The organism is Bradyrhizobium sacchari (assembly GCF_002068095.1).
GTDB classification, from domain to species: domain Bacteria; phylum Pseudomonadota; class Alphaproteobacteria; order Rhizobiales; family Xanthobacteraceae; genus Bradyrhizobium; species Bradyrhizobium sacchari.
Genome location: NZ_LWIG01000033.1, coordinates 299,739 through 320,222, shown reverse-complemented (window position 1 = coordinate 320,222; position 20,484 = coordinate 299,739). Strand labels below are relative to the sequence as shown.

At 61.0% G+C, this 20,484-nt stretch carries 24 protein-coding genes; 5 read left to right on the top strand and 19 right to left on the bottom strand.

The features are described from left to right. Positions 1-27: 27 nt before the first annotated feature. The gene (locus tag A5906_RS29495; protein WP_080138707.1) at positions 28-375 is read right to left on the bottom strand and encodes an ABC transporter substrate binding protein; all 348 of its coding nucleotides are present in this window, start codon (positions 373-375) and stop codon (positions 28-30) included. 434 nt (positions 376-809) lie between these two features. Between A5906_RS29495 and A5906_RS43295 the strand changes: the two genes are divergently transcribed. Together A5906_RS43295 and A5906_RS29490 are read left to right on the top strand one after the other, a co-directional pair. Then, the gene (locus tag A5906_RS43295; RefSeq protein ID WP_167523416.1) at positions 810-980 is read left to right on the top strand and encodes a hypothetical protein; all 171 of its coding nucleotides are present in this window, start codon (positions 810-812) and stop codon (positions 978-980) included. A 96-nt stretch (positions 981-1,076) separates the two neighbouring features. After that, entirely contained in the window at positions 1,077-1,544 is a 468-nt protein-coding gene (locus A5906_RS29490; protein WP_080138706.1) for a hypothetical protein, read from the top strand. A 344-nt stretch (positions 1,545-1,888) separates the two neighbouring features. Here A5906_RS29490 and A5906_RS29485 read toward each other — a convergent pair whose 3' ends face one another. The 3 genes from A5906_RS29485 to A5906_RS29475 form a co-directional block, all read right to left on the bottom strand. Further along, positions 1,889-2,152, bottom strand: coding sequence for a hypothetical protein (locus tag A5906_RS29485; RefSeq protein ID WP_080138705.1), 264 nt, complete (start codon positions 2,150-2,152; stop codon positions 1,889-1,891). A gap of 127 nt (positions 2,153-2,279) precedes the next feature. Continuing rightward, positions 2,280-3,002, bottom strand: a complete 723-nt coding sequence (locus A5906_RS29480) for an SOS response-associated peptidase (RefSeq protein ID WP_080138704.1) — start codon at positions 3,000-3,002, stop codon at positions 2,280-2,282. 30 nt (positions 3,003-3,032) lie between these two features. Further along, positions 3,033-3,458, bottom strand: coding sequence for a hypothetical protein (locus tag A5906_RS29475; RefSeq protein WP_136615558.1), 426 nt, complete (start codon positions 3,456-3,458; stop codon positions 3,033-3,035). A gap of 201 nt (positions 3,459-3,659) precedes the next feature. On the opposite strand from A5906_RS29475, the gene A5906_RS29470 reads away from it, so the two are divergent. After that, positions 3,660-3,878, top strand: coding sequence for a hypothetical protein (locus A5906_RS29470; protein WP_080138703.1), 219 nt, complete (start codon positions 3,660-3,662; stop codon positions 3,876-3,878). Positions 3,879-3,944: 66 nt separating this feature from the next. Beyond that, positions 3,945-5,594, top strand: a complete 1,650-nt coding sequence (locus tag A5906_RS29465) for a recombinase family protein (RefSeq protein WP_080138702.1) — start codon at positions 3,945-3,947, stop codon at positions 5,592-5,594. On the opposite strand, the gene A5906_RS29460 is transcribed toward A5906_RS29465, so the two are convergent. From A5906_RS29460 to A5906_RS29415, 10 genes are all read right to left on the bottom strand, one after another. Next, the gene (locus A5906_RS29460; RefSeq protein ID WP_080138701.1) at positions 5,560-7,080 is read right to left on the bottom strand and encodes an FAD-dependent monooxygenase; all 1,521 of its coding nucleotides are present in this window, start codon (positions 7,078-7,080) and stop codon (positions 5,560-5,562) included. The two genes, A5906_RS29465 and A5906_RS29460, sit on opposite strands and share 35 nt — an antisense overlap. A gap of 297 nt (positions 7,081-7,377) precedes the next feature. Continuing rightward, the gene (locus A5906_RS29455; RefSeq protein ID WP_080138700.1) at positions 7,378-8,547 is read right to left on the bottom strand and encodes an extracellular catalytic domain type 1 short-chain-length polyhydroxyalkanoate depolymerase; all 1,170 of its coding nucleotides are present in this window, start codon (positions 8,545-8,547) and stop codon (positions 7,378-7,380) included. 4 nt (positions 8,548-8,551) lie between these two features. After that, a complete protein-coding gene (locus A5906_RS29450; RefSeq protein ID WP_080138699.1) occupies positions 8,552-8,971 on the bottom strand; it encodes a CopG family transcriptional regulator in 420 nt (139 codons plus the stop codon). 526 nt (positions 8,972-9,497) lie between these two features. Further along, positions 9,498-9,767, bottom strand: a complete 270-nt coding sequence (locus tag A5906_RS29440) for a hypothetical protein (protein WP_080138698.1) — start codon at positions 9,765-9,767, stop codon at positions 9,498-9,500. A gap of 10 nt (positions 9,768-9,777) precedes the next feature. Further along, positions 9,778-10,107: a hypothetical protein gene (locus tag A5906_RS29435; RefSeq protein ID WP_136615557.1), complete on the bottom strand. Its 330-nt coding sequence runs from the start codon at positions 10,105-10,107 to the stop codon at positions 9,778-9,780. A 392-nt stretch (positions 10,108-10,499) separates the two neighbouring features. Next, positions 10,500-10,826 (bottom strand): GrlR family regulatory protein, encoded by a 327-nt coding sequence (locus A5906_RS42710; protein ID WP_161495446.1) that lies wholly within the window; start codon positions 10,824-10,826, stop codon positions 10,500-10,502. Positions 10,827-11,128: 302 nt separating this feature from the next. Next, complete coding sequence (locus A5906_RS42705) at positions 11,129-11,866, bottom strand: hypothetical protein (RefSeq protein WP_161495445.1); 738 nt, start codon at positions 11,864-11,866, stop codon at positions 11,129-11,131. A 262-nt stretch (positions 11,867-12,128) separates the two neighbouring features. Next, positions 12,129-12,719, bottom strand: coding sequence for an AbiU2 domain-containing protein (locus tag A5906_RS29420; protein WP_080138695.1), 591 nt, complete (start codon positions 12,717-12,719; stop codon positions 12,129-12,131). A gap of 4 nt (positions 12,720-12,723) precedes the next feature. Beyond that, complete coding sequence (locus tag A5906_RS41840) at positions 12,724-13,473, bottom strand: hypothetical protein (protein WP_136615556.1); 750 nt, start codon at positions 13,471-13,473, stop codon at positions 12,724-12,726. A gap of 201 nt (positions 13,474-13,674) precedes the next feature. Further along, complete coding sequence (locus A5906_RS29415) at positions 13,675-14,175, bottom strand: hypothetical protein (protein WP_080138694.1); 501 nt, start codon at positions 14,173-14,175, stop codon at positions 13,675-13,677. A gap of 286 nt (positions 14,176-14,461) precedes the next feature. Between A5906_RS29415 and A5906_RS29410 the strand changes: the two genes are divergently transcribed. Continuing rightward, positions 14,462-14,716 (top strand): DUF6894 family protein, encoded by a 255-nt coding sequence (locus A5906_RS29410; RefSeq protein ID WP_245326968.1) that lies wholly within the window; start codon positions 14,462-14,464, stop codon positions 14,714-14,716. 32 nt (positions 14,717-14,748) lie between these two features. Here the strand turns inward: A5906_RS29410 and A5906_RS29405 are convergent, their stop codons facing one another. From A5906_RS29405 to A5906_RS29385, 5 genes are all read right to left on the bottom strand, one after another. Then, positions 14,749-15,234: a toll/interleukin-1 receptor domain-containing protein gene (locus A5906_RS29405; RefSeq protein ID WP_347337624.1), complete on the bottom strand. Its 486-nt coding sequence runs from the start codon at positions 15,232-15,234 to the stop codon at positions 14,749-14,751. Positions 15,235-15,849: 615 nt separating this feature from the next. Next, the gene (locus A5906_RS29400) at positions 15,850-16,287 is read right to left on the bottom strand and encodes a hypothetical protein (protein WP_080138692.1); all 438 of its coding nucleotides are present in this window, start codon (positions 16,285-16,287) and stop codon (positions 15,850-15,852) included. A gap of 399 nt (positions 16,288-16,686) precedes the next feature. Further along, on the bottom strand, positions 16,687-17,133 hold the full coding sequence (locus A5906_RS29395; protein WP_080138691.1) for a hypothetical protein: 447 nt from the start codon (positions 17,131-17,133) through the stop codon (positions 16,687-16,689). 74 nt (positions 17,134-17,207) lie between these two features. Then, positions 17,208-17,600 (bottom strand): hypothetical protein, encoded by a 393-nt coding sequence (locus A5906_RS29390; protein ID WP_080138690.1) that lies wholly within the window; start codon positions 17,598-17,600, stop codon positions 17,208-17,210. A 367-nt stretch (positions 17,601-17,967) separates the two neighbouring features. Next, positions 17,968-20,370 (bottom strand): DUF3987 domain-containing protein, encoded by a 2,403-nt coding sequence (locus A5906_RS29385; RefSeq protein WP_080138689.1) that lies wholly within the window; start codon positions 20,368-20,370, stop codon positions 17,968-17,970. Positions 20,371-20,484: the final 114 nt, after the last annotated feature.

The window sequence follows — 20,484 nt, the reverse complement described above, 5'->3', positions numbered from 1 at the left end:
AGGACGCGCGGGGCTGCGAGGATGCGCTCATTCGATCAGTTCGTCGGCTGAGGCGAGCATGGTATCCGGAACGGTCAATCCAAGCCTTTTGGCGGTCCGCATGTTGATCACGGTCTCGAATTTGGTCGACCGCTCGATCGGCAACTGCGATGTCGGCGCGCCCTTGAGGACCCGGTCGACGTAGTAGGCCAATCTGCGATAGCTTTCGGAGAGGTTGGGCCCATACGTGCAGATGGCGCCGCTCTTCGCGAAGACCTGCCAGCCCGAGATGACAGGCGCGCGGTGCTCGATTCCGAAGTCAATGATCCGTTGCCGGTACTGAATGGCGAAGCCGTCGGAAAAGAGCGACATGGCCTGCGGAGGGCTCTTGCCCATGGTCGCCAACGCGTCTGCGAGCTGGCTCTCCGTGCCGGTCCCATACCTCTTCGGAATAGGCCCGCTCGATCTGGGACCCAGGATGTTCGGGATTGGCGATGATGGCGACGCGCGCACCAGCACGACAGTTCAAGGAATCGCATACCGCGCTCCCGCTCGACTTCGCCCGCGCGGACGCTATATCCGGAACCGGATCTCCGGAACCGAAACTTTTTCAGGCCCTGATGAATCCAGGATAGGGGCTGCAACGCGAGGCGCAGCCAATGTCCAGCATACCGGTGGGCGACATGGTTTTCACGGTCGCCGTCATGACAATCGCCTTCGTGGGCGAAGTCGCGGTCTTCGCCCTCCTCGGGATCTTCTGAGGGGGGGCGCGCCACTGGAACGAGGCACGCCGGCGCACCGCCCTGAAGGAGCCTGCTGGAGTAAGTGCGATGTCGACGGTGGCGAACCTGCTCGCGCGGAAGCAACAGCTGCTCGAGCGACTGGAGAACGATCCGGGCTCGAACGAGCGCGATGAAATCGAGAGATTGCTCGCCAAGATCGAGACCGCCCTGATGTGGCTGGAGTCCAACGACCCGGTCGAGGAAGGCGGACCGCTGTAGCTCTTCGACAGACAGACTCCTTGGAACGCAGACAGTCGTTCCGCTTTGCCCAAGGCACGACATGCAGGCGCTCGCGAACGTTGGGAGGAGATTTCGATGAGAGTGACGGCACCGGCGATCGCGTTTGTATTCGCCGTCTCGGCATCGGCCGTCTCGGCACAACCCGTCAGGTGGACCACCTACAGCATCCCCCAGACCGGCACCTCGGTCGACTTCCCGTCCTCGATCTTCACCGAGGAGGCGGGCCGACCGGATGGATATGGGCAGCGCTTCCGGACCGCCGACGGCCGTGCAGACATCACGATACAGGCCGCCCCCAACGTCGCCAACGATTCGCCGGCCGCCTTCCTCGCGAAAAAAGGTCCGCCGTCACGCATTCAGTACAAGCGGGTGACATCCCGCTTCTTCGCGGTTTCCAGCTACAAGGGCGACAAGGTCTGGTACGACCGCTGCAACTTCGCCGGCCGGCTGGTTCATTGCGTGCTGATCAACTACCCCGCCCGCGAGGAGCACGAGTGGGACGACATCGTCACGCGCATTAGCCTGTCACTTCGCAGCAAGTAGCGGTCCGAAGCAGGGCTCGCTCTGGTCTGTCGCTGTGCTGACCCAAGCCCGATGCTCCACGAAAGGGTCAGGCGCTTCCGGAGACCCGGGAAGAAACCAGCCTTCATGACCCCGGAGTCCTACGGTTCGATCGCTCCGGGATCGTTTACGATCATCGACTATATATATACGCCCGATGCAGATCGAGTACGACCCCGAGCGTGAAGCGGTCGCGGCGATGAAGCTCGCCGCTGACGCCGACGGAGCCGAGCGGCAACGCTGATCATGCTCGCGCTGGCCTGGCACGAAATTGCCCGGCTCCCGGGTCCGTTCCCCGGAGCCAAGCCTGAACCGGCGGCTTAGCCTCAACTTGGCGGGCACTCGGGACAGGTATCGCCGACGGAATACAGGAGCTCGCGGACTTCCGCGGTGGCTTCATCCGGAGTAACCCCGGCTGGCGGGTCCTGTCTGGCGATTTCGAGAGCGCGCTCGCGCGCATGCGGATCGGCCCGGTCCTGCATCCAGCTGTGCTCCTCGCATTCGCGGATGGCGCCCGCCTCCTGCAGGATCGAGATCGCCCAGCCGCGTAGCGTCCGGATCGCTGGCCTTTTCTCTTTCGTCATCAGCATCGAGATCGCTCCTGCCGGGAGGAATCCTTCCACCCGCCGCTCGTTCCGGGCGGTTAGCACGGGGGAGGGATTCACAATTGGCGGGGCTTGGGCTTGTCCACTTGTTCCACTGCGCCTGTGCAGAACGTTACGCTCCCGGTGCGGGATCTTCCTTCATGCCGCGAGCCACGATCCGGAGCGCCCCGTCCGGCAGCGGCCGCTGCAGCCTCAGAGCTTCGTCCGCAGGAGCGCTCATCCAAGTTTCGACCTCGTCGGACGTCGTCAGGATCACGGGCATCGCCTTCGGATGGATGGCACCGACTTCGGCGTTCGCCTCGGTCGTCAGGAACGCGTAGAGGTCGTTGGTGGTCTCGCCTTCCTTGACCTTCCGGACTGACGTCCAGTTGGTCCAAATGCCGGCGAAGCACGCGAGCGGGCGGCTCTCGTCGAGTGCGAACCAGATGTCGCCGCCCTCGGCCTTGTTGAACTCACTGAACGAGTTGAACGGCACCACGCATCGGTGCTCCGGTCTCAGCCAGCGTGTCCAATGCTTGCTCTTTACGTTCCGGATATTGGTCGTGCCCCCGTCCGGTTCCATCCGGAGTAGTTCGTTGAAGTCGACCTCCTTGCCTTTGGCTCGCAGCTTTTCGGCGCGCTTCTTCGTCGCGTCCATGAGCGCCTTCTGGGAAGACGGCATGCCCCATCGCGCGGTCGCGAGCTCCCGGCCATCGGCACCGGTCCGGACGATCGGCGCCTTATAGTCAGGAAAAACGCCGGGCATTGGTGCGAGATTTCCGACGTACCGGTTGATGACGCGAAACAACGCCTGAATGGCCATCTGGTTGGTGGTGACGCTGTAGAGGTTGCACATGAATCCCACTATCCTCATTCCAGGCCAAAGCTAGCGCTCTTCGGTCGGGTGCACCCACTTGTAAGGTGTGATCTGCCGCGATTCGGTCAACTTGATCATTCGCGCGGCCGGAGCGCGGCGAGGCGTGCGGCACGATCGACACTTTAGAGAAGCTTCGAGCTTCCAGATCGGCGTGTCCTTCGGCCTGCGGATCGCATCCAGCGGTATGCTGGCGCGGGTCTTACAGCGACTGCACTCAACCTCGAGCCAAGCAAGCCCGCCGTTGAGACATTGGCCAATGGTTGGAGAGGGCTGGGCAGGACCGCCGTAACCTTCCATCCGGACGGACCAAGCCTCGGCCTCCGCGCGGTCCGCCTCGCGCACGGCTTCCTGGGCCCGCTCGCGTGCTCCCTGGGCGTGGATCTCCGCACCCATGATCCGGCCGCCCCAGATGACCTCTCGCGACTTGGTGCTCATGCGAAATAGATTCCGGCGAACGGAGCACGAGGCAAGCCGCTAGACCTAGAGAGATCGCGTGGCACCGTGCCAAAGGGTTGGTCAAGAGCCCGCAGTCGGCTTGAGAAGTAATTTCGAAATACCGAAATATTGGTTGCTCCGTCGGGCAAAACAGTGGTTCATAAGGCGCTGGCTCTAACTGCGTTGAGAGGAACCAGCGCTATGGCGGATGAAGCAGAGGTCTCTTCCGAACTATCGAAAATTGCCAAGCTGAACGGGGATTTCAGGAAGAACTACGGCACATTGCTTGGCGCAATTCTGTATCTGCGCTCGATCAGCGTGGTGCGCCGCAGGACGTTTTGCGGTGGCGTGATTGTCGCCCTGCTTGCGTCCATCGCTCCCTGGCTGGCGAAGGTGGGGTGGTCATGGTTTTGTCCGTGACTCATCAAGACGTGAATTTGAAGTCTCGTTCGAGCAGGACTAGGCTTTAGCCTGGAGCATCGTTTGATGGCTAACGCGCTCGTCCCTCGCAACATCCGGTTGCCGCAGACCGATCAGACGGCGCGCGCCGCGCAATATGTCCGCATGTCGACAGACCATCAGCGGTACTCCATCGAGAATCAAGCCGCCGCCATCGCCGCGTACGCGATGGCACATGGGCTGAAAATCGTTCGCACCTACCGCGATGATGGCGTGAGCGGTCTTGGGATCAAGAACAGGCCCGGCCTGAGTGGATTGATCGCCGACGTTCGCCGCGGTATGGCCGATTTCGATCACATCCTGATTTATGACGTAAGCCGCTGGGGACGCTTTCAGGATGTCGATGAAAGTGCTCACTACGAATTTGTCTGCAGGCAAGCAGGCATGACGGTTCGCTATTGTGCGGAGCAATTCGAGAACGATGGAAGCCTGGTTGCTGGCATCGTGAAGAATCTCAAGCGGGTGATGGCGGCCGAATTTAGCCGCGAGCTATCCGAGAAGACGCACGTCGGCGCGTGTCGTTTGTCGGGGCTTGGTTTTCGACAAGGGGGAGCCGCTTGCTTCGGACTTCGCAGAGAGCTGTTTGATGAAAACGGGCGATCCCGAGGGGTGCTGGAAAGAGGACAATGGAAGTCACTTCAATCCGACCGCGTCATCCTGCGGCCAGGACCGCAACGAGAAGTCGAGGTGGTTCGGCTTATATTCGATCGTTTCGTAAATGGTCATCTTACCGAGACGAAGATCGCGCGGGAGCTCAACCTTCGTGGCGTTCTCAATTCTGGTCGACCTTGGACCTTCTCAAAACTCCATTACCTGCTCCAGAATGAGAATTACATTGGCATCAATCGTTACAATCTCCACAGTTGCAAACTGCGAACAGTTCGAAAGAAGAATCCGCCGGCAGATTGGGTACGAAAGGAGGACGCATTTGAACCGATAGTGGACAAGGCAATTTTCGCAAAGGCGCAGCAGATGCTCGTAGATCGGCGAAATCGCTGGGGAATGTCAGACGAAGAAATGCTGAAGCGATTGAGGGTCCTGCTTCACCGAAGAGGGCGGCTGAGCAGGGACATTATCAACGAGACGCCGGGTATCCCCGGCTCGGTATCATACCTAACGCGATTTGGGAGCTTGAGGGCGGCTTATCGCCTGATCGGCTACAGCCCGAAACGAAAGTATGAGCACGTTGAGTCGCGTGCTGTCCGCCGCGATATGATCAAGACGCTGGTCTTGAAGGTGGCTGCAGAGCTCGCAGAGTCTGGAGAAGATGTCAGGGTAGACCAAGTTCATCAGATCCTCAGGATTCACGCTGTTGCGATATCGTTCCGTGTGGCCCGCAGCCGCCAACCTCGCGCGGCGACACACCTCAGTTGGGTCATAATACGTGGCCGCCAATTGCCGCCCGGCCTTGTCGTCGTGATCAGATTGGGCGATGGCAACCGAGAAATTAGAGACTATCTCGTGATGCCAGCATCCAAACTGGTCGGGCGAGATCTGCGGTTTAGTGAGAGGAACCGGGAGCGTTTCGGGCTGCGACGATATGGGACCGTTGTCGGACTAGGTGAAGCGATCAAACGGCGCTTAAGCAATCTTGCCTATCTGACCAGACGGATTCAAGCTGACGTCGAGAGGGGAATGTGCGCTACGCCGACACAGCCGGTCCGAACCACGTCGTGAGCGCCTCCTCTAGCCCGCGTTGGCCCTCATCTCCCACCCACGCCACATGACCGTCGGGTCGCACCAGCACGGCCTTTGGTGCGGCGACTTGTCCGATCGCCGGTAGCTCCCATGCGCCGTCGTAACTAGTGCGGATGAACCTGACGCGATCCGCCCAGAGCGAGATGTCGAAATCTGGCGCTTCGCTGAAATGGAGCAGCAAGCCGCGCGCCCCGTGCAGCTGTGTGAACAGTCTCAGCGGCCGGCCATCGATCGTCACATCGAGGTCCGGCATGCGACGACCGAGCAGCGGGTGTCCGTCGCCGAGATCATAACGTATGTCGAGCCCGCTCATCATTGCGCCAAAACGCTGACGCGGCTCGTCCATCGCGAGCAGTTCGGCGACGGCTTCGCGCGCGGCCTTGAGGCCGTCGTCGCCGCGGCGGAGCAGGGCGATCTGCGCCATGGTGTTGCGCAGGACGCGCGCGGCAACGGGATGACGCTCGGCGTGGTAGCTGTCGAGCAGGCTGTCCGGAGAGACACCCTTGACGACTTGCGCCAGCTTCCAGCCGAGATTGACCGCGTCCTGCACACCGAGGTTGAGGCCCTGGCCGCCCACGGAATGATGGATGTGCGCGGCATCGCCGGCGAGCAGCACGCGACCCCTGCGATAGGAGGCGGCCTGCCGCGCCGCATCGGTGAAGCGGGAGATCCAGGCGGGATTCTTGACGCCGAAATCGGTGCCGTAGACGGCTTGGAGCGCCGCGCTGAGATCGCGCAAGGAGGGCTCGTTATCGTGCGCGAGGCTTGCCTCCGTCAGCACGACCAGCACGCGCCCGCTCTCGGTTTTGCTGAGGCCGTGGAAGCCGAGCGCGTCGTGACGCAGGCCGAATTCCGGCGCTTCGCGCATCTCGACCTCCGCCATGAGGTTGCTGAGCGTCGGTGCAGAGCCGGGGAAGTCGATGCCGGCGCTCTTGCGTACCAGGCTGCGGCCGCCGTCGCAGCCGGCCAGATAGAGGGCCCGCAACAGCTCGCCGCCGGATAGCGTGACGTCGAGGCCGGCTTCGTCTTCCGCAAATCCCGTAACCTCGCGGCTGCGATAAATCGGCACAGCGAGTTCGGCGACCCACTCGGCCAGGAGGCGCTCGATGTGGTTCTGTCGTAGTGCGAGGCCGTAAGGATGGCGGGTGGGGAGATCGCCGATGTCGAGCTTGGTCCAGGCGAAACCGGCGAGCTGGGTGATCTGTCCTTCGCGCAGGAAGCGATCGGCGATGCCGCGCTGATCGAAGATCTCGATGCTGCGCGCGTGCAGTCCGCCGGCGCGCGTGCCGACGAGGTCCTGGTTCGCACGCCGCTCGACCACCGCGACGTCGACATGCGCCAGCGCGAGCTCCGCGGCAAGCATCAACCCGGTCGGGCCGCCGCCGGCGATGACGACCGCATGTCCGGTGGCTGCCGCGCGGCTTGCGCTCGTCCGTGAGTGGGATGTTGGAAACAGTACAGGCATGTCACGACCCCGACTGGTTGCTCGAGTCGAGGCTTCTACGCGATCATCGGGGGCTTGAATCAAGTCCTTTGCGCATCACATATTGAGCTGGGAGGAGGAGCTTCCTTTTTTTGCGCTTCGATGGGCACGTCAGGCAAGACACCGGCAGAATAGCATCATCGAGATGCGCGCCGGCCGCCGGTCGGCCTAATCATCCTTCGACAAATCGCTAGGTTTGGTGGGAAGGTCGACGGGGCTGGCTCGCGAGGCGGCCGTCAAACACAAGCCCAAGACCTGATCGTTGCGTCTGCAGTGACCCTAGTTTCGTCTCCGCTGGAGCGAATGTTCGAGAAAGAAACGCAGCATCTCCCTGGTCGCATCCGGTCCGTCCGGATCGGTGTAGGATCCGGCGGGGCTGCCTCCCGACCATGCGTGTCCGGCTCCGTGGATTTCCCAGTGTTCGAGGATTCCGTGCCCGGCAGCGTCGGTGTGGACCGTGCGGGTGTAGGCATGCCCTCCGGGTACCCGCCCGCGATGCACCTTGGCCTTCGTGCGGGATCTGCCGATCGACTGTCGGATGATCCGATCGCCGTTCTTGGAATGCACGGTGGTGTCGCGATCGCCGTGAAAGACGATTGTCGGCACGGGCGGGCCGTCGCTCGGCGCTGCCTCAGGTCCGCCGCCTTGCTTCATGGCCATCAATGCGGAGGGTAGGTCGCTGGCTGCTCCGCAGGCCAGTCCGGAATGAATGCCGATCGCCGCGTACAGGTCGCCGTACGTCGATCCCATGACGGCCGCGGCCGCGGCCCCGGCGGACAGTCCGGCGATGTAGACGCGTTCCGGATCGACCGAATGGTCGCGCACGATCTGGCGGGTGATGCCGGCGATGAGCGAGGGCTCGCCTCGGCCACGCTGCTGGTCGGCCGGCCGAAACCAGTTCCAGCATTTCGCCTGGTTCGCTTCCGCCCGCTGCGCGGGATAAGCGACCAAGCAGGTCTGTTCTTCGGCGATGAAGTTCATCCGCGTGCCGGCGGCGAAATCCTCCGGTGACTGCGTGCAGCCGTGGAGCATGATCACCAGCGGAATGGGCTGTCCATGATAGCCGCTGGGGATGAAGAGCCGGTAGGCGCGGCTTCCCGCGGCATTTGCGTAGACGCCTTCGACGAACCTGGCGCAGTCCGGCACGATGTCCGCCATGGAAGGCGGCACACGCCTCAGGGCTCCTCCCAGTCCGAGCCTGTCGAGGTTTTTGGCGATATCCACTGCCGGCTGGGCCGCCCGACGCGGACGCTTCGTCTCGGCGTTCGCTTGGGCGTCAATGGTCGGCGGCTCTCTTCCTGCAGCAAGGGCGGGGCGGCGGGTCGTCGGGGTGGCAGGGTCCGGAGCTTTCTCGCCTCGAAGCATGCGCTGAAGCAGCGCGGTGGCCTCGACGAGTTGGCCCGAGCGTGTGAGGCGTGTGGCTTCGCGAATGATGTCCTGGTTCAGCATGGTGTCACCTAGTCCTATCAGCGAGTGCGGATTTGACGGCCGGACTGGCGTGCAGCGCTCCCAGTACCGAGACCGAGGCGATCGTCGCGCGGGCAAGCTCAGGCGTGACGTCTTGGGCGATGGTGGCAAGCCCAAGAACATTGATGTGCAGCATCTCGCCCGCCCGCCGCGCCGCCTCGAGATCCTCGCGGCTGTAGTTGCGCAAGCCCAGGTCCAGGCTCTTTCGCGCCGTGGACTGCTTGACCACGTCGGCGTGACGTTCGAGTTGGTTGCGGATGGCGGTCCGGATGAAATCTGTGCGGTTCGAGTAGAAGCCCTCCTGCACCATCAAATCGACCTGACCGAGATCGACAAAACCAAGATTGATCGTGATTTTTTCCGTGTCGGCCGGTTTTGGTCGGATTTCGTGAACGTTGCCCGGCATCTGACCACCTTCCCCTTGGCATCCAGTTGGATGGTATATGGATGGGCGGGGTTGGACGTTCAAGGGTATGAGGAGCGGAATATCCGCGGATTCAAGACGGCTCTGGCATGGAACGAACTCACGCGTCTGCGGGCGGCCAGTGAGGACGGTCGGGGGTGAAGCCGCCTAGTCGGGCACTCCGGGCAGGTGTGGTCGATCGCTTCTTCCAGGACATAGCGGACCTCGGCTACGGCCTCGGCGGGGGAGATGCCGGATCCCGACGTGCCATGTCGAGGGCGTACTCGCGCCCATGCGGGTCGGCGCGGTCCTGCATCCAGCCGTGCTCCTCCGATGGCGCCGGCTTCCTGCAGCAGGGAGATCGCCCAGCGGATCGCCGGTCGTCGTTCCCTCGTTATCAGCATCGAGATCGCTCCTGCGGGACGAATCCTTCCGCCCTCGTGCTCGTTCCGAGCGGTTAGCACAGGGCAGGGATTCGCAACTGTCCAGGGTCGATCTTGTCCACCCTGTTGCGGGAGTCCGGCGACAGCTACCGGTCGGACCTCAAGAGCTTCCGCGGAAGGACGAGCACTACATTGATCTCACGATTTAGGATCTTCGAGGCGATGATCGAAATATGCAACGCGAACGCGTCCTCCATCTCTGCTGCTGAATCTTCGTCTTGTGCATAGACGTAGAGGATATCACCATCTACTTCATCGAACCTGACTGCTCGGAAGAGCTGATCAAAGCGAACTGCGCCTACGATCAGCGCCATTCGCGCGGCAATCGCCTGATCCTGTACCTCAGTAACAATCATTCTGAGGCCCTTAATTTCCCCTGTCAGGGTCCACTGCAAAGACCTGGTAGTATTGCCCTGGCGTCGCCTGCGTGAACACGATCTCTAATGCGACTATCTCTGCATAGCCTTCGGCTTCGTCGCCGACATTGATGAGGTCTGCCACAGTCAACCCTTTGCCGGTGTCGAAATTGGAAGCTGGCGCGCCGGGAATCCGGATTAGACCGTGCATACTTATCGTGCGGATGGCGACTTTGATCTGCGGCGCATTCCGGCGGGGCAGGTTCGAAGACGGGAAGCCGATCCTTTGCCACTGATAAAGGTCGCCGGAGGCGCGACCGACGTGCATGGTGTCGGCCAATGGCTCAATTGCCACAATGGCCGGCGCGACGAGCGCACACAGGCCAATGAGAACGAGCCGCGATGTTCGGCGCATAGCAGCAGTCACAGAGAGACCATCATCAGAAAGGGGGCGCACTCCCCTTTATCTGGCGAGCCCGCACATTGCTCGCTTCTGTGCAAAGGGAATCCGGTACTTTGGTCGGCTCACAGCGAGCCTGCGGCAGGGCGCAAGAGGTTCAACCGATCGATATCAGAGGCACTGTTAGCCGGGGGCTGGGAGGGGAGGAAACCGTCGCCCCTCCCAGGACAGCGGAACGCTGCACCAAAGGCCTCGAATTTTGACGAAGACAGAAGCGTACCGCTCTCTTGTGCTCGAGCGAGGGATCAGTATCGGTGGCTACGCGGCCGCCCCTAACCTCCGACCGCCAGAAGATCAAGCCGCGCAGAGAATCCAACGCCAGGCGCTTCGGCCGCGGAACCGTTGGCTTGCAGGCTATCGCCGCTAATAGTGCCGGTGAGGCGGATCGTCACCTGGTCTTTGCCGAAAACAGATACGGGGCCCTGGTGGTGTCTTGCCGTTTTCACCTCGGCGGTGAACTTGTCGCCCGACACGGCGTACGTTCCGACATAGTACATGCTCGAGTCACCCCCGCTCAATTGACCATTGAGCAACATGACGACGCCGCCGCCTTCGCCGAATGGCGTCTTAAACGACGCGGAATACAAGCCGTTCTTCATTGCAATATGCTCCCCTTTCGAAATTCCCGGCGTTTTGCCTGAATCCATAAATGGTGCAGCGGTTGGTTGTATCAAGGCCGGCGCACGCACCGCCCGCGGGTCCACCCTGGTGGAAGGAAAGCCGGCGACTCGGGCCTCCACTTTTCGTCGGCTGCGGGAGTCAAATCGGATGCTACAACGCTTTTTGGGGCTGATTACCGTCGGGGATGGTCGGATAATCGGGTCAACAAGTCCACCTTGAGCTGCCAGGTCGAAAGCGGCGCCCGCCGGAGTCCTCCGATGGTAGGCAGCGTCGCAGTTCCTCACGCTCCAGCCGGGCCTTGAGCAACGTCGATAACGTGGCGGTCGGGGCCCACGGTGATGACGATCGTATACGTCTTTTGGCCGCCGCCCGTGTCCGTTGGCGGTGCTAGGTGCAGTTGGCCGCCGTACCATTCGCCGGGCATAAGCGTGTTGTCCTTGATGACTGACTGCTCGAGCACAGCCATGTTGCGTTGGCCGGCCTCGACCGTGTTCGCGATCATGGCGTCGTTCTGGGCGGCAGCGTTGCTCTGCGCGATCACGGCCGCCGTTGGGCTGTAGAACGTCCCGGTGCGGCCGCTCGGTGTCGTGTAGTGGCCGTATCCGGCCCGGGAGGCACTATACGAGTTAGCACCGGCGGCAATCCCGGTTAACAGGGCGGCCGCCACCTGCCGGTTCTTTTCCTCCTGAAATAGCATCTCATAGGTCACGATCTTCATTTCGAAGTCCGAGCCCGCGGCGTGCTGCACCGCCTCCACCTGTCCGACCCGAAACTCGACAGGCTGCCGGCTCAGGTTATTGATGCCCACCACGAATACGGGCCGGCCGTTGACCTGGAGCTGTCGAGCTGCCGGTCGAACGAGGACCAGGGAGCTTTTCTGTCGAGAGACGAGGGCAGGCTGCCCGTCCCTCATGAGAGCTTGTTGCTGCGGGTTAGAGGCCTTGAATGAGACCGTCTCGCCCGCTGTCATGCAGCCGGCCAGGGCGGCGCAGGCCGCCGCCGTAATGAAAATGCGCATGCTGAAATCCCCCGTCGCAAGGAGCTATGCAAGCGCAACTTACGCGCGAAAGCAAGCGCCCGCATCGCGTTCCCCCGGCGGAAGGAGAGCTTTTTGGCTCGGCTGAACTAGCGATCCAACGGCGTACGTGTTGCTCGGGATATCGCCAGCGATCCCGATTGTGACCTTGATGCGGGCACGGCCGTAAGCGCGGTTGATACCGCCGCGGCCAAAATTGCGCGGCATACGGCTGGTGTGGCAGAAGTCTGAGTTGCCCGTCGGACTAGCACTTGCTGGCCAGCGCTGCCATCATGCTCTTAGCGTCTCTGGTAGGTAACTCGGTGAAATACTGTTTGGTGACGCCGCGGATCGCAGCCATTGCGTTGAACAATTGTAGTGCGACATCGGTGAGCTCGCGCAACTCGGCTGGAGAAACCTTTGCTAGCTCAAAAACATCATTGTAGGTAATTGCGCTGGTGCGATGGGCGAACGCGTTGTTACGTAGAATGGCCACTTTTCTAGCTGCAGCTTTGGCGGTCAGCATGAGCGCCGCAACCTCTGCTTCTTGCGAACCCTGCAGATGTCCGGCCCCGGTCATGTCGCGGATCAAGGTGCCGAAATTTATCGTGTCGCGCCTAGTTTCGAACGCTCCTGCAATGTAGATGCAGTAGGTGAGAAGATATGCGTGCGGAGTGAACCGGAAGAACTCATTGTATTCGCGCATCGTCTCGATAATGTGCTGTCTGGTGTCATCTAACTCGAAGTAAGACCAGAGATCCAAAAACAGACGCGATCTCACGACATGCTGGCCGAGGCGATCCAAGCGTTGATCGATCGATAGCTGATGCTGCGCCGTCCCCAAGCTCGTTGTCATGGCCCTATCTCACAACAGACCGATCGAAGCTCGCGTTGATAGACGGGTGTTTCCGTAGGTCAGCCCAACTTAACTCGATCAGGTGTACGCTGCCTCCTGTCCTGACTTTGATGCGACCTGGTCGATGGAGCCAGTGCCCCAACGCCGGGCTTCGCGCGACATTAGGAGCTGCTATCATTAGAACGAACTCCAATCCTAGAAAGTTCGTCCAAAGGCCGACGAGTTCCTGCCTTGACTCGCCATACCAGGGCTGGATCTGAATTCTTGTGTTGTTGATGAAGCGGCTGCCGGAAGGCATCACGAAATATAGACCAGTCGCAGTCGCCCAAGACAAGGGATTTTCGATCATTCTCACGACATCGACGTCGCCCTGGAATAAATCTGGCAATTTCACCCTGCCGCTAGCAAGATTTCCGGATGCCGCCATCGCCTTCAACGTTTTCAGTAACCAGCGCTCCAGATCATGGCCAGACACTAGTAGTGGATGCTCTGCATTAGCCTTTTCTAGACTATGTTTGAGTGCGGAAAAGAACAGTTTCGCGCAATCATCGAGCGGATGGATGGCGCTGTTGTGTCCCTTGCATAGGCATTTCGCTGTCAGATTCCCGGGTGCTAGAGCTTTTGTTTCCCCGGACCGGAGCCATGGCAAGCCGCCGACAGTAAATTCACCTCCTGAGGACAAAATCTCGATAACGCTCTCGGTGATGATATGCTCGCGCGATATTGGCGCTTCGCAGTTGCCCAGCGTTCGCATGTAGCATCGATCCAGCGGCGGTGCAGATCCCGGGAGCCGCAGCCGAAGAGATGCTGGAGACTTGTGCCAGCGGTCGCCGGATAGGCAGCAGATGCCTGCGATCCGCCCGGACCGGCATCTACAGGGGCTTCCTTTCTGTTGTTCACGCTCCCTCTTGGCTTGAAGCATCAGCGAACGTTGTCGTCTGGTCACCGCCCGTGTTTATCCTTCGTCGTGCTCATAGTAGCCATCAATGAGTTGATCCAGATCGATCTTCCTGATTGATGCTACGATCGATCGGTCCACTTTCCATATGCGTGGCTGCGCAAATTTCCAGCGCAGGCATAGCTCTATCTGGCTTTCGGAGCTGATGTCGTCGTAATCGCGAGGCTTAAAGATCGGGAGAACGGCCTCCGCACCTCCGTCGAGCGAGATCGTCGTTTCGCCATCAAACATTGTTTGAAGCACGCCTTCCAACGATTGCCCCTTGGCGACGCGCATCTTTCTGTAATCTCCGTTATTCCACGACACCAAAATGGGTCGGTCGCTGGGGTTTTTGAGATGCAGGAAGGGGGCTATCTGACGGCTGCCTGCCATGAGCGGTCTAGCGACGACGACAGCCACGGGGACGTGCTTAACGTAACGATCCCAAAGTAAGAGGCTGATAGCCAGCAATCCGGAAGCGGCGCCGACAGCCTTGGCAATCTCGTAGAGGGTATCCAATGTTAAACCTTTCGAATCGCTGATCGCGGTGCGAGGCAGGTGGAATCAGCGGACGACCGATCGATATGACTTAATGAACGACGGGCAGTGGACAGAAAATTCGCGATCACCGCGAGGATCGTTCGCGCAGTAAACGCAGCACGAGGCGGCGTTCGCTGACGGGGCGGGTGAGACGTCTAGGCCGGAAACGCCAACGCAAGCAGATATAAAAAAAGGGCATAAACGCTGCCTCCCTGCTCTATGACCTGCCATTTTTGACAGGTGCATCCCGCCCTGAGATGAGTGCATGCTCGGCACAAAAGACGAGGTCTTCGCTGTGCGACGCTACTATTTTCCGATCATTAACAATGGGCAACTCCAGGCGGGCGATGCGGGAGAAATGTTCGAATCTGCCGATCTTGCAATGCAGTATGGCGCTCGTGTCGCTCGGGATATTGGCAGCGATCCCGAGTACGATCCCGTCAACAGCACAGTGGTAATGGTCGTTGACGGCGCCGGCACAGAGATCGCGCGGCACCTGATTAGCGAACGGGGCAACTAGTCTTTGGGCTTGGCCTTCAGCCACCACAGCTGTTAGAGAGCAACCACTTCGGCGAGTTTGGCCGCGACGTTTGCCATCGTATTGTCTGCAGTGACTGTCAGGCCGCTTCGCGAAGCGAGCATGGGGCTGACATCGCGGAGAGCTTCGAACGTCGTGCCGTACGCCACGGGAACCAGTTGGTCACGTGCTAGGAGGACCGATAGTTCTTTGTCGGCGATGCCCTCTCCTTTGAGGCGGCTCAGCAGCGCAGGGGTCACCAGTACGATCCCAATTCGCGATTTCGCCAATCCCTTGTCGATTTCGCGGAGCAACGACGTGCCGAGGGCGACGTCTTTCTCGCTGAACCAGACCTTGACGCCGCATGCCTCAAGGAGATCGTGCAGCTGTTTGGCTGCCCCCTGACGGTCATCCCACGCATGGCAAAGGAAAATGTCCCGGAGGTCGGGTCGGGGCGCTTGCTTTTCGACGGTCTCGCGGATCGGCGTGAGTGTCTGCACCTCTGCAGGTGTGTACGACACGAACGAACCAGCCTTCGACCATCGCGGCCTTGTACTGCTGCCGGAGCCGCCGCCGCTCCGGCCGCTCCCGCTGCTCACGGGCGAGGAGTAGTAGGATGGAGACGAATACGATCCATAGCCACCGCCATAGCCGCCGTAGCTTCGGTAACCGCCACCACCACATGCGGGGCATTCCGCTCTCGACCTCGCAGAGCGATGGCCCCTTACTGGTGCAGTGCATCTAGCCATAGGGCTGATTCCCTTGGAGAGATCTGCGCTCGCGAATCAACGCAAGCAGGTTGCACTGACATATACCCTGCAACCGGCCGGTTCCGGTAGCGGTGGTCGCGCGTTATTCCCCTTTTTTCCACCAGAGCGCAGGCGATCTTGTCGCCGATGGCCGCGCGACGGCGCGGTCTTACTTGTCCCACCAGAGCGGGTCAGAGGGCCGGATACATTGCTGGGGCGTGGCTCGGCTTTCGACGGTCTCGGCGCAGTACCGTGGCTCACCCGTCGCCCGCCGGCGACAGGCGCGATGATCCCAATGTTTAGAAGCTGTTCGAGCTCGTGCCTTCTCAACTTGTAGCTCGAGCAACTCGTACTCTTCCTAGAGCGGCGGATCGGTCCTCGTCGCGTTCAGCCCACCACGGCAACGCGCGTCCATCGGATCGGGCGGTTAGCAAAGCTCGTGTTGAAGTAGCCCTTCGGAGGCGTAGGCACCTCATAGAGTTTGCAGATGCGTATGAGCACGTGCTTCTTGATCCCGACGCGTTTTGCGACTTCGCCCATTGGTGCGTTCCAGACGCGCAGGCCTAGCTCAGCACGAGAGACGCCGGTGTATTTGATGATCTCTTGGTTTTGAAGCGCGGCGAGGCGATCGATCACTCGCTGGGCGGTAGCCGCAGCAAGCATGGCCTGCTTGATTTCAGGTGAGACATCGTGCGGCGCTTCACGCTGCGTCGCAGGCGGGTGCTGTGGCTGTTGGTCGGCGGCGACGGCCGACTGATGCGGCGGCAGTTGATGGTCGTCGGCAAATAGCGTTGCGGTGTCGAGCTCTTCCATTTCTTGGCGCATGCTTTGCTCTCCTTGAGCCCCAGCATGCGTTTGGGATCACTGAAGGCGAGCTTGGTCAACCGTGAGAGTTTGTCGATTATGTCGACATTGCGCGAATACCTGGAATTGAAGGGGCTGCGCCGAACGTGTCGTCCTTTGCGTGATTGCAAGCTTCGCAAAACTCGGCGGGCGAGGGCAGAGCACTCCGAATCAGCTTGATCTTCTACACTGCGCTTGTCGATTTTGTGCGTTTTAGCCGTTTTGAAAGGCGACTTGGACGACCGATGGCTGATGTTTGGCGCGATCTGGTGAGGCGGCGGGGTACAATTCCCTGCCATAGTTCGGAAAGATGACTTTTCGGGGCGTGGCGCCTTGTGGGCCGGCTTGCGCGACAAGCGCGCTCGCACCCAACTTCATGATTTAAGCGGGCGGGCGAATTTGCACACCTGCGGCCGCGGCAGCGTGGAGCATTTTCTCGCGACCGAAGAGATTGAACGGTTTCCCCTCACTCTCCTCAATTATGGACTGCGCCTGCAGTCTCATGAACTCGTCCGCATACTCGCAGCCCTGGGTCTGTGCGATTGCGGTGTATTGCTGGTTCAGCCTCGCGATAAGACGATCGCCGGACCAACGAACAACAGCCTGCTGGATCCGCACAATCCAGTAAGCGACGAACACAGCCGCGCCGGCGACGATCAGGCCGGAGTACAGCGGGGAAAGGTGGTTGCCGTAAGCGCCAAGCGCCCATGCAATGCGCCAAGTAGGCTCGTGCCAGAAGAATAGGACTACCCCGGTTACGATCCCAAGTATTGCGATGGCGCTGGCAAATCCCAGGGTGAAGACCGTGTAGAACTGGCCGCGGGGCATAGAAAACCTCCGTTTTGGGGCTCAACGCCAGATTGCCGTAGCTGGACGGCCCCTGCAAGGCGTCAGAAGGCCCCTCAGTCCAGATAGGAGGGCCGCTGGACGCGTTGCATGGCGACGAGGGCCCGCTGGACCGCACGCTCCCGACGAGCCGCCAGGCGGGCCGCCGCCGACGGCTTCTTCAACCGGATCTTGGGGCGCTTCTTGCGCACCTTCTTTGCCTTCCTGACCGGGATCGGAACGCCTGGGGCATGGTGGAGCTCGCACCGCTTGTTCAGCTGCCCTCTGCGAATGCGGGTTTTGGTCGTGAGCGCGATAAACGTGCGCTTGCAGCCAGGCTCCGCGCAGACGGACTGATAGCGGATCATCTCGACGTAGCGTCCATCCCGCATCCAGTGATCCTTAGGGCCGAGGATCTGATACGGCCGGCCTCGAGACTTGAACGTGCGGCCGGGGGCGAAGCGGTTCATTGAGGTCTCCCTGAATTGCGGACGCGGGCCGGGGATATGAATGGACGCAATAGCCGGCGCGGGCGCCTCGCTCGGGGAGGAGCGGCCAGCGGCGGGGGTGTCAGCGGTGTCAGCGGATTCCGGCTAAACGGGCTCGGAGGAAGAAAGAGGGAGGAGGGGGTAAAAAGCCTTGGTGTTTCCGCGCGCGCAAGTGACACCGCTGACACCCCCCGCGCTGGCGGGGGCTTCGAAGCCGCTTTACCGTCAGCGGTGTCAGCGGGTGTCAGCGTGACGACGCCTACGCTGCCCGCTTTGTGAAGCTGCAGATCAGGGCCTAAGGGCGCTGACAGCGTTGACACTCGCTGACACCGCTGACAGGACCGAACCATTATGCCGCGCCTCCTTGCGCCCGCCGACTCGCGGCTGCGATCGCGATTTCGCCGCGGACAGCTTCGCGACGTTCAGTTTCGGCGCGCCGGATATCGTTGAAGCGCCCGTCGTGAACGGCAGGATTGATCCGCCAGCTGGGGGGATCTGAGGTGACCAGACGCACCCAGCCGTCCACCTCAAGCTGGCCCATCACCGCCATCAGTTGCCTGGGGTTCTTGCCGAGACTGCGCGGCCGAGCCCGTTTGACCTCCCTGGCCGAAAGCCGTTGGACGTTCCGGCTTAGGATGTAGCCCGCGACCCATCGCGCCTCGTGATCGTGGCCGCCGCCATCGAACACTGTGGTGTGGATGAAGAGGGCGTGAGCGTAGAGAAATTCCTCGACGTAGCGCCGCGCCCTCCTGGCCGTTGCGGCGGAGATCAGATCGTCAGGAGGAAGCTCGATCGCTTCAGCGACAATAGCCCATTCGATCAGGTGGAAGGCGAGGGCATACCGACCGAACTCTGCATCAGTCTTCGCCAGCCACGTTTTCAGTCCCGAGGGAATGTCGGGACGGGCCATCTCGCGCGCTTTGAACGCCTTGATAGCCCACAGCTCCTCTGCAGCCGCGGTGGCGAAGCGATAGGTTGCCTCGCCGAGGCCAGCGAGTGCCAGGGCGATGCGTGGGATTGCGGCCTCAATGGCCGGATCTTCGGCATTGTCTTCGCCGAGCCCCAGCTGCCGAATGGCGATCAGGGCGAAACGCTGCAACAGCCCATCGGTCTCGAGATCGGGAGCTAGTCGCGCGATGAGATCATCTTGAATGCCTCCGATGATTGACACCGCCAGATTCGGGGCTTCGACCGATCCGCGGCCCTGGCGATCGACGCGGTAGGAGGCGCCTTCTTTGGCCTCAAGCCAAAGCGCCCTGTCTTTGGAGCCCTTTGCCCGGTAGGCGTCCATACCTCCGAGCCAACCGGAGAGCTCATCGGAATATTGGATGAGCGGCGCAACTTCCGGCGTTTCTGCCAGGCGCGTTACGATCGCCTCGGTGGTGCTGTCGTTCGAGATTTTCGAGCGGGACTTCGGCGGTGTCGGCTTCGCCATGACGTCCGCCGGATGCCCGTCCGGCTCAACCGGCTCTTCGGTCTTTTTCTTCTTCGAGGTACGAGCCGAAAAGGCGAGCTCCGCCCGATCGTAGTTGGCCATTTCCTTGGCAAATGCCGCCGACCAGGCTTTGTTGACGGGATTGGCGAAGGCAAGCGCCGCCTTCACCGCAGCCGACTTGGCTGAGCCGGGATCGCCGACAAGCGCTGTCCAAAGCACACAGAGTACCGACCATGAACTCCGGTTTTGGAACATCTGCAGCCGGTTGCTCGCAGGGATCAGTGAGCCCACTACCGCCACAGCCGCGGCCGTGATTGCGTCCGAATTTACGCCCAGCGAGCGCGCCCGATCCCTCCCGAATGCATTCAGGAAGGGCGGGACGATCCCTTCGAGCATGTCTGCTGGCGGCTTCCCCTGTTTCCAAAGATCGGCCGGTTCGTCCCAATTTCCGGCCGGAGGTTGCCGTGGGGCGACGTCGAGGGCCTCAAATTCTACCTCGGCGCACGCAATACCGGCGGGATCCTGTGCGTAAGTGTAGGCATTGCGAACCCGGGTTTCGATATGGTCGTACGTTTTTCCGTCGGCGCCCGGCCAATGTTCAACAATCAGCTCCAGGCACTTCTCCTGGCTGATGCCAAGACCGCGAACGTGGCAGGCCACGATGTAGGTCCCGTGCGAGGGAGCGCCCCCGGCGAGATAAGCGATCGCGCGTTCGATGTTGAAGGGGCCGTCCAAGTCGACCAAAGGAACAGCTCGGTCGAGTGCTGATCGCTCTCGAGGGCGGCCGCAAGCTGCAGCCCAGCCCTCCGGGAGTTCCGCGATTCCTTCCTGGTTCGCTAGATCATATGCTCTTCCGTCGACTGTACTGCCGCAACCGACGACATAGCCGCCAACACCTTTAACGTCGATGCCGGGTCCCAACTTCGAGTTGCTATTTCCAAGCGGCCATGGCGCGACAAAATAGCGGTGCTCGCCACCAGAGGCCGTCCGGAAAGTTGTCGTCGCGGGTAGTTTGCCGAGCTGTTCCTCAAGCTCGGCGATCGACTGCATCCCCGGCTTTCCATCCTTAGTGTCGATATCGATGACGACAAGGAAGCCGTTCTGGAAGGGCATGCCGGTGCGAATGCCAATATTTCGCGCGCGATTTTCGCCAGACCAATGCCGCTTGATGCGGGCGGGATCGCGACTGGCAACATCCTTCCAGTTGTCACGCAGCGCTGGCGTTTTCTGATTGGGCAGTAACGGAAAAACGTCGAACCCAAGCTCGGCAAGGCCAAGCGCGGTTCGTTGATTGTCAACGATCGTTGTGGTATTCATCTCTCAGGTTTTCAGCTTGTGGCCCCGTTCGACCTGGCAGTCGGCGGGGCCATTCTTTTGGCGCCCGACGGGGGACGTTGTTATTTTGGCCTCTCATTGTCTGGTGTTTGGGAA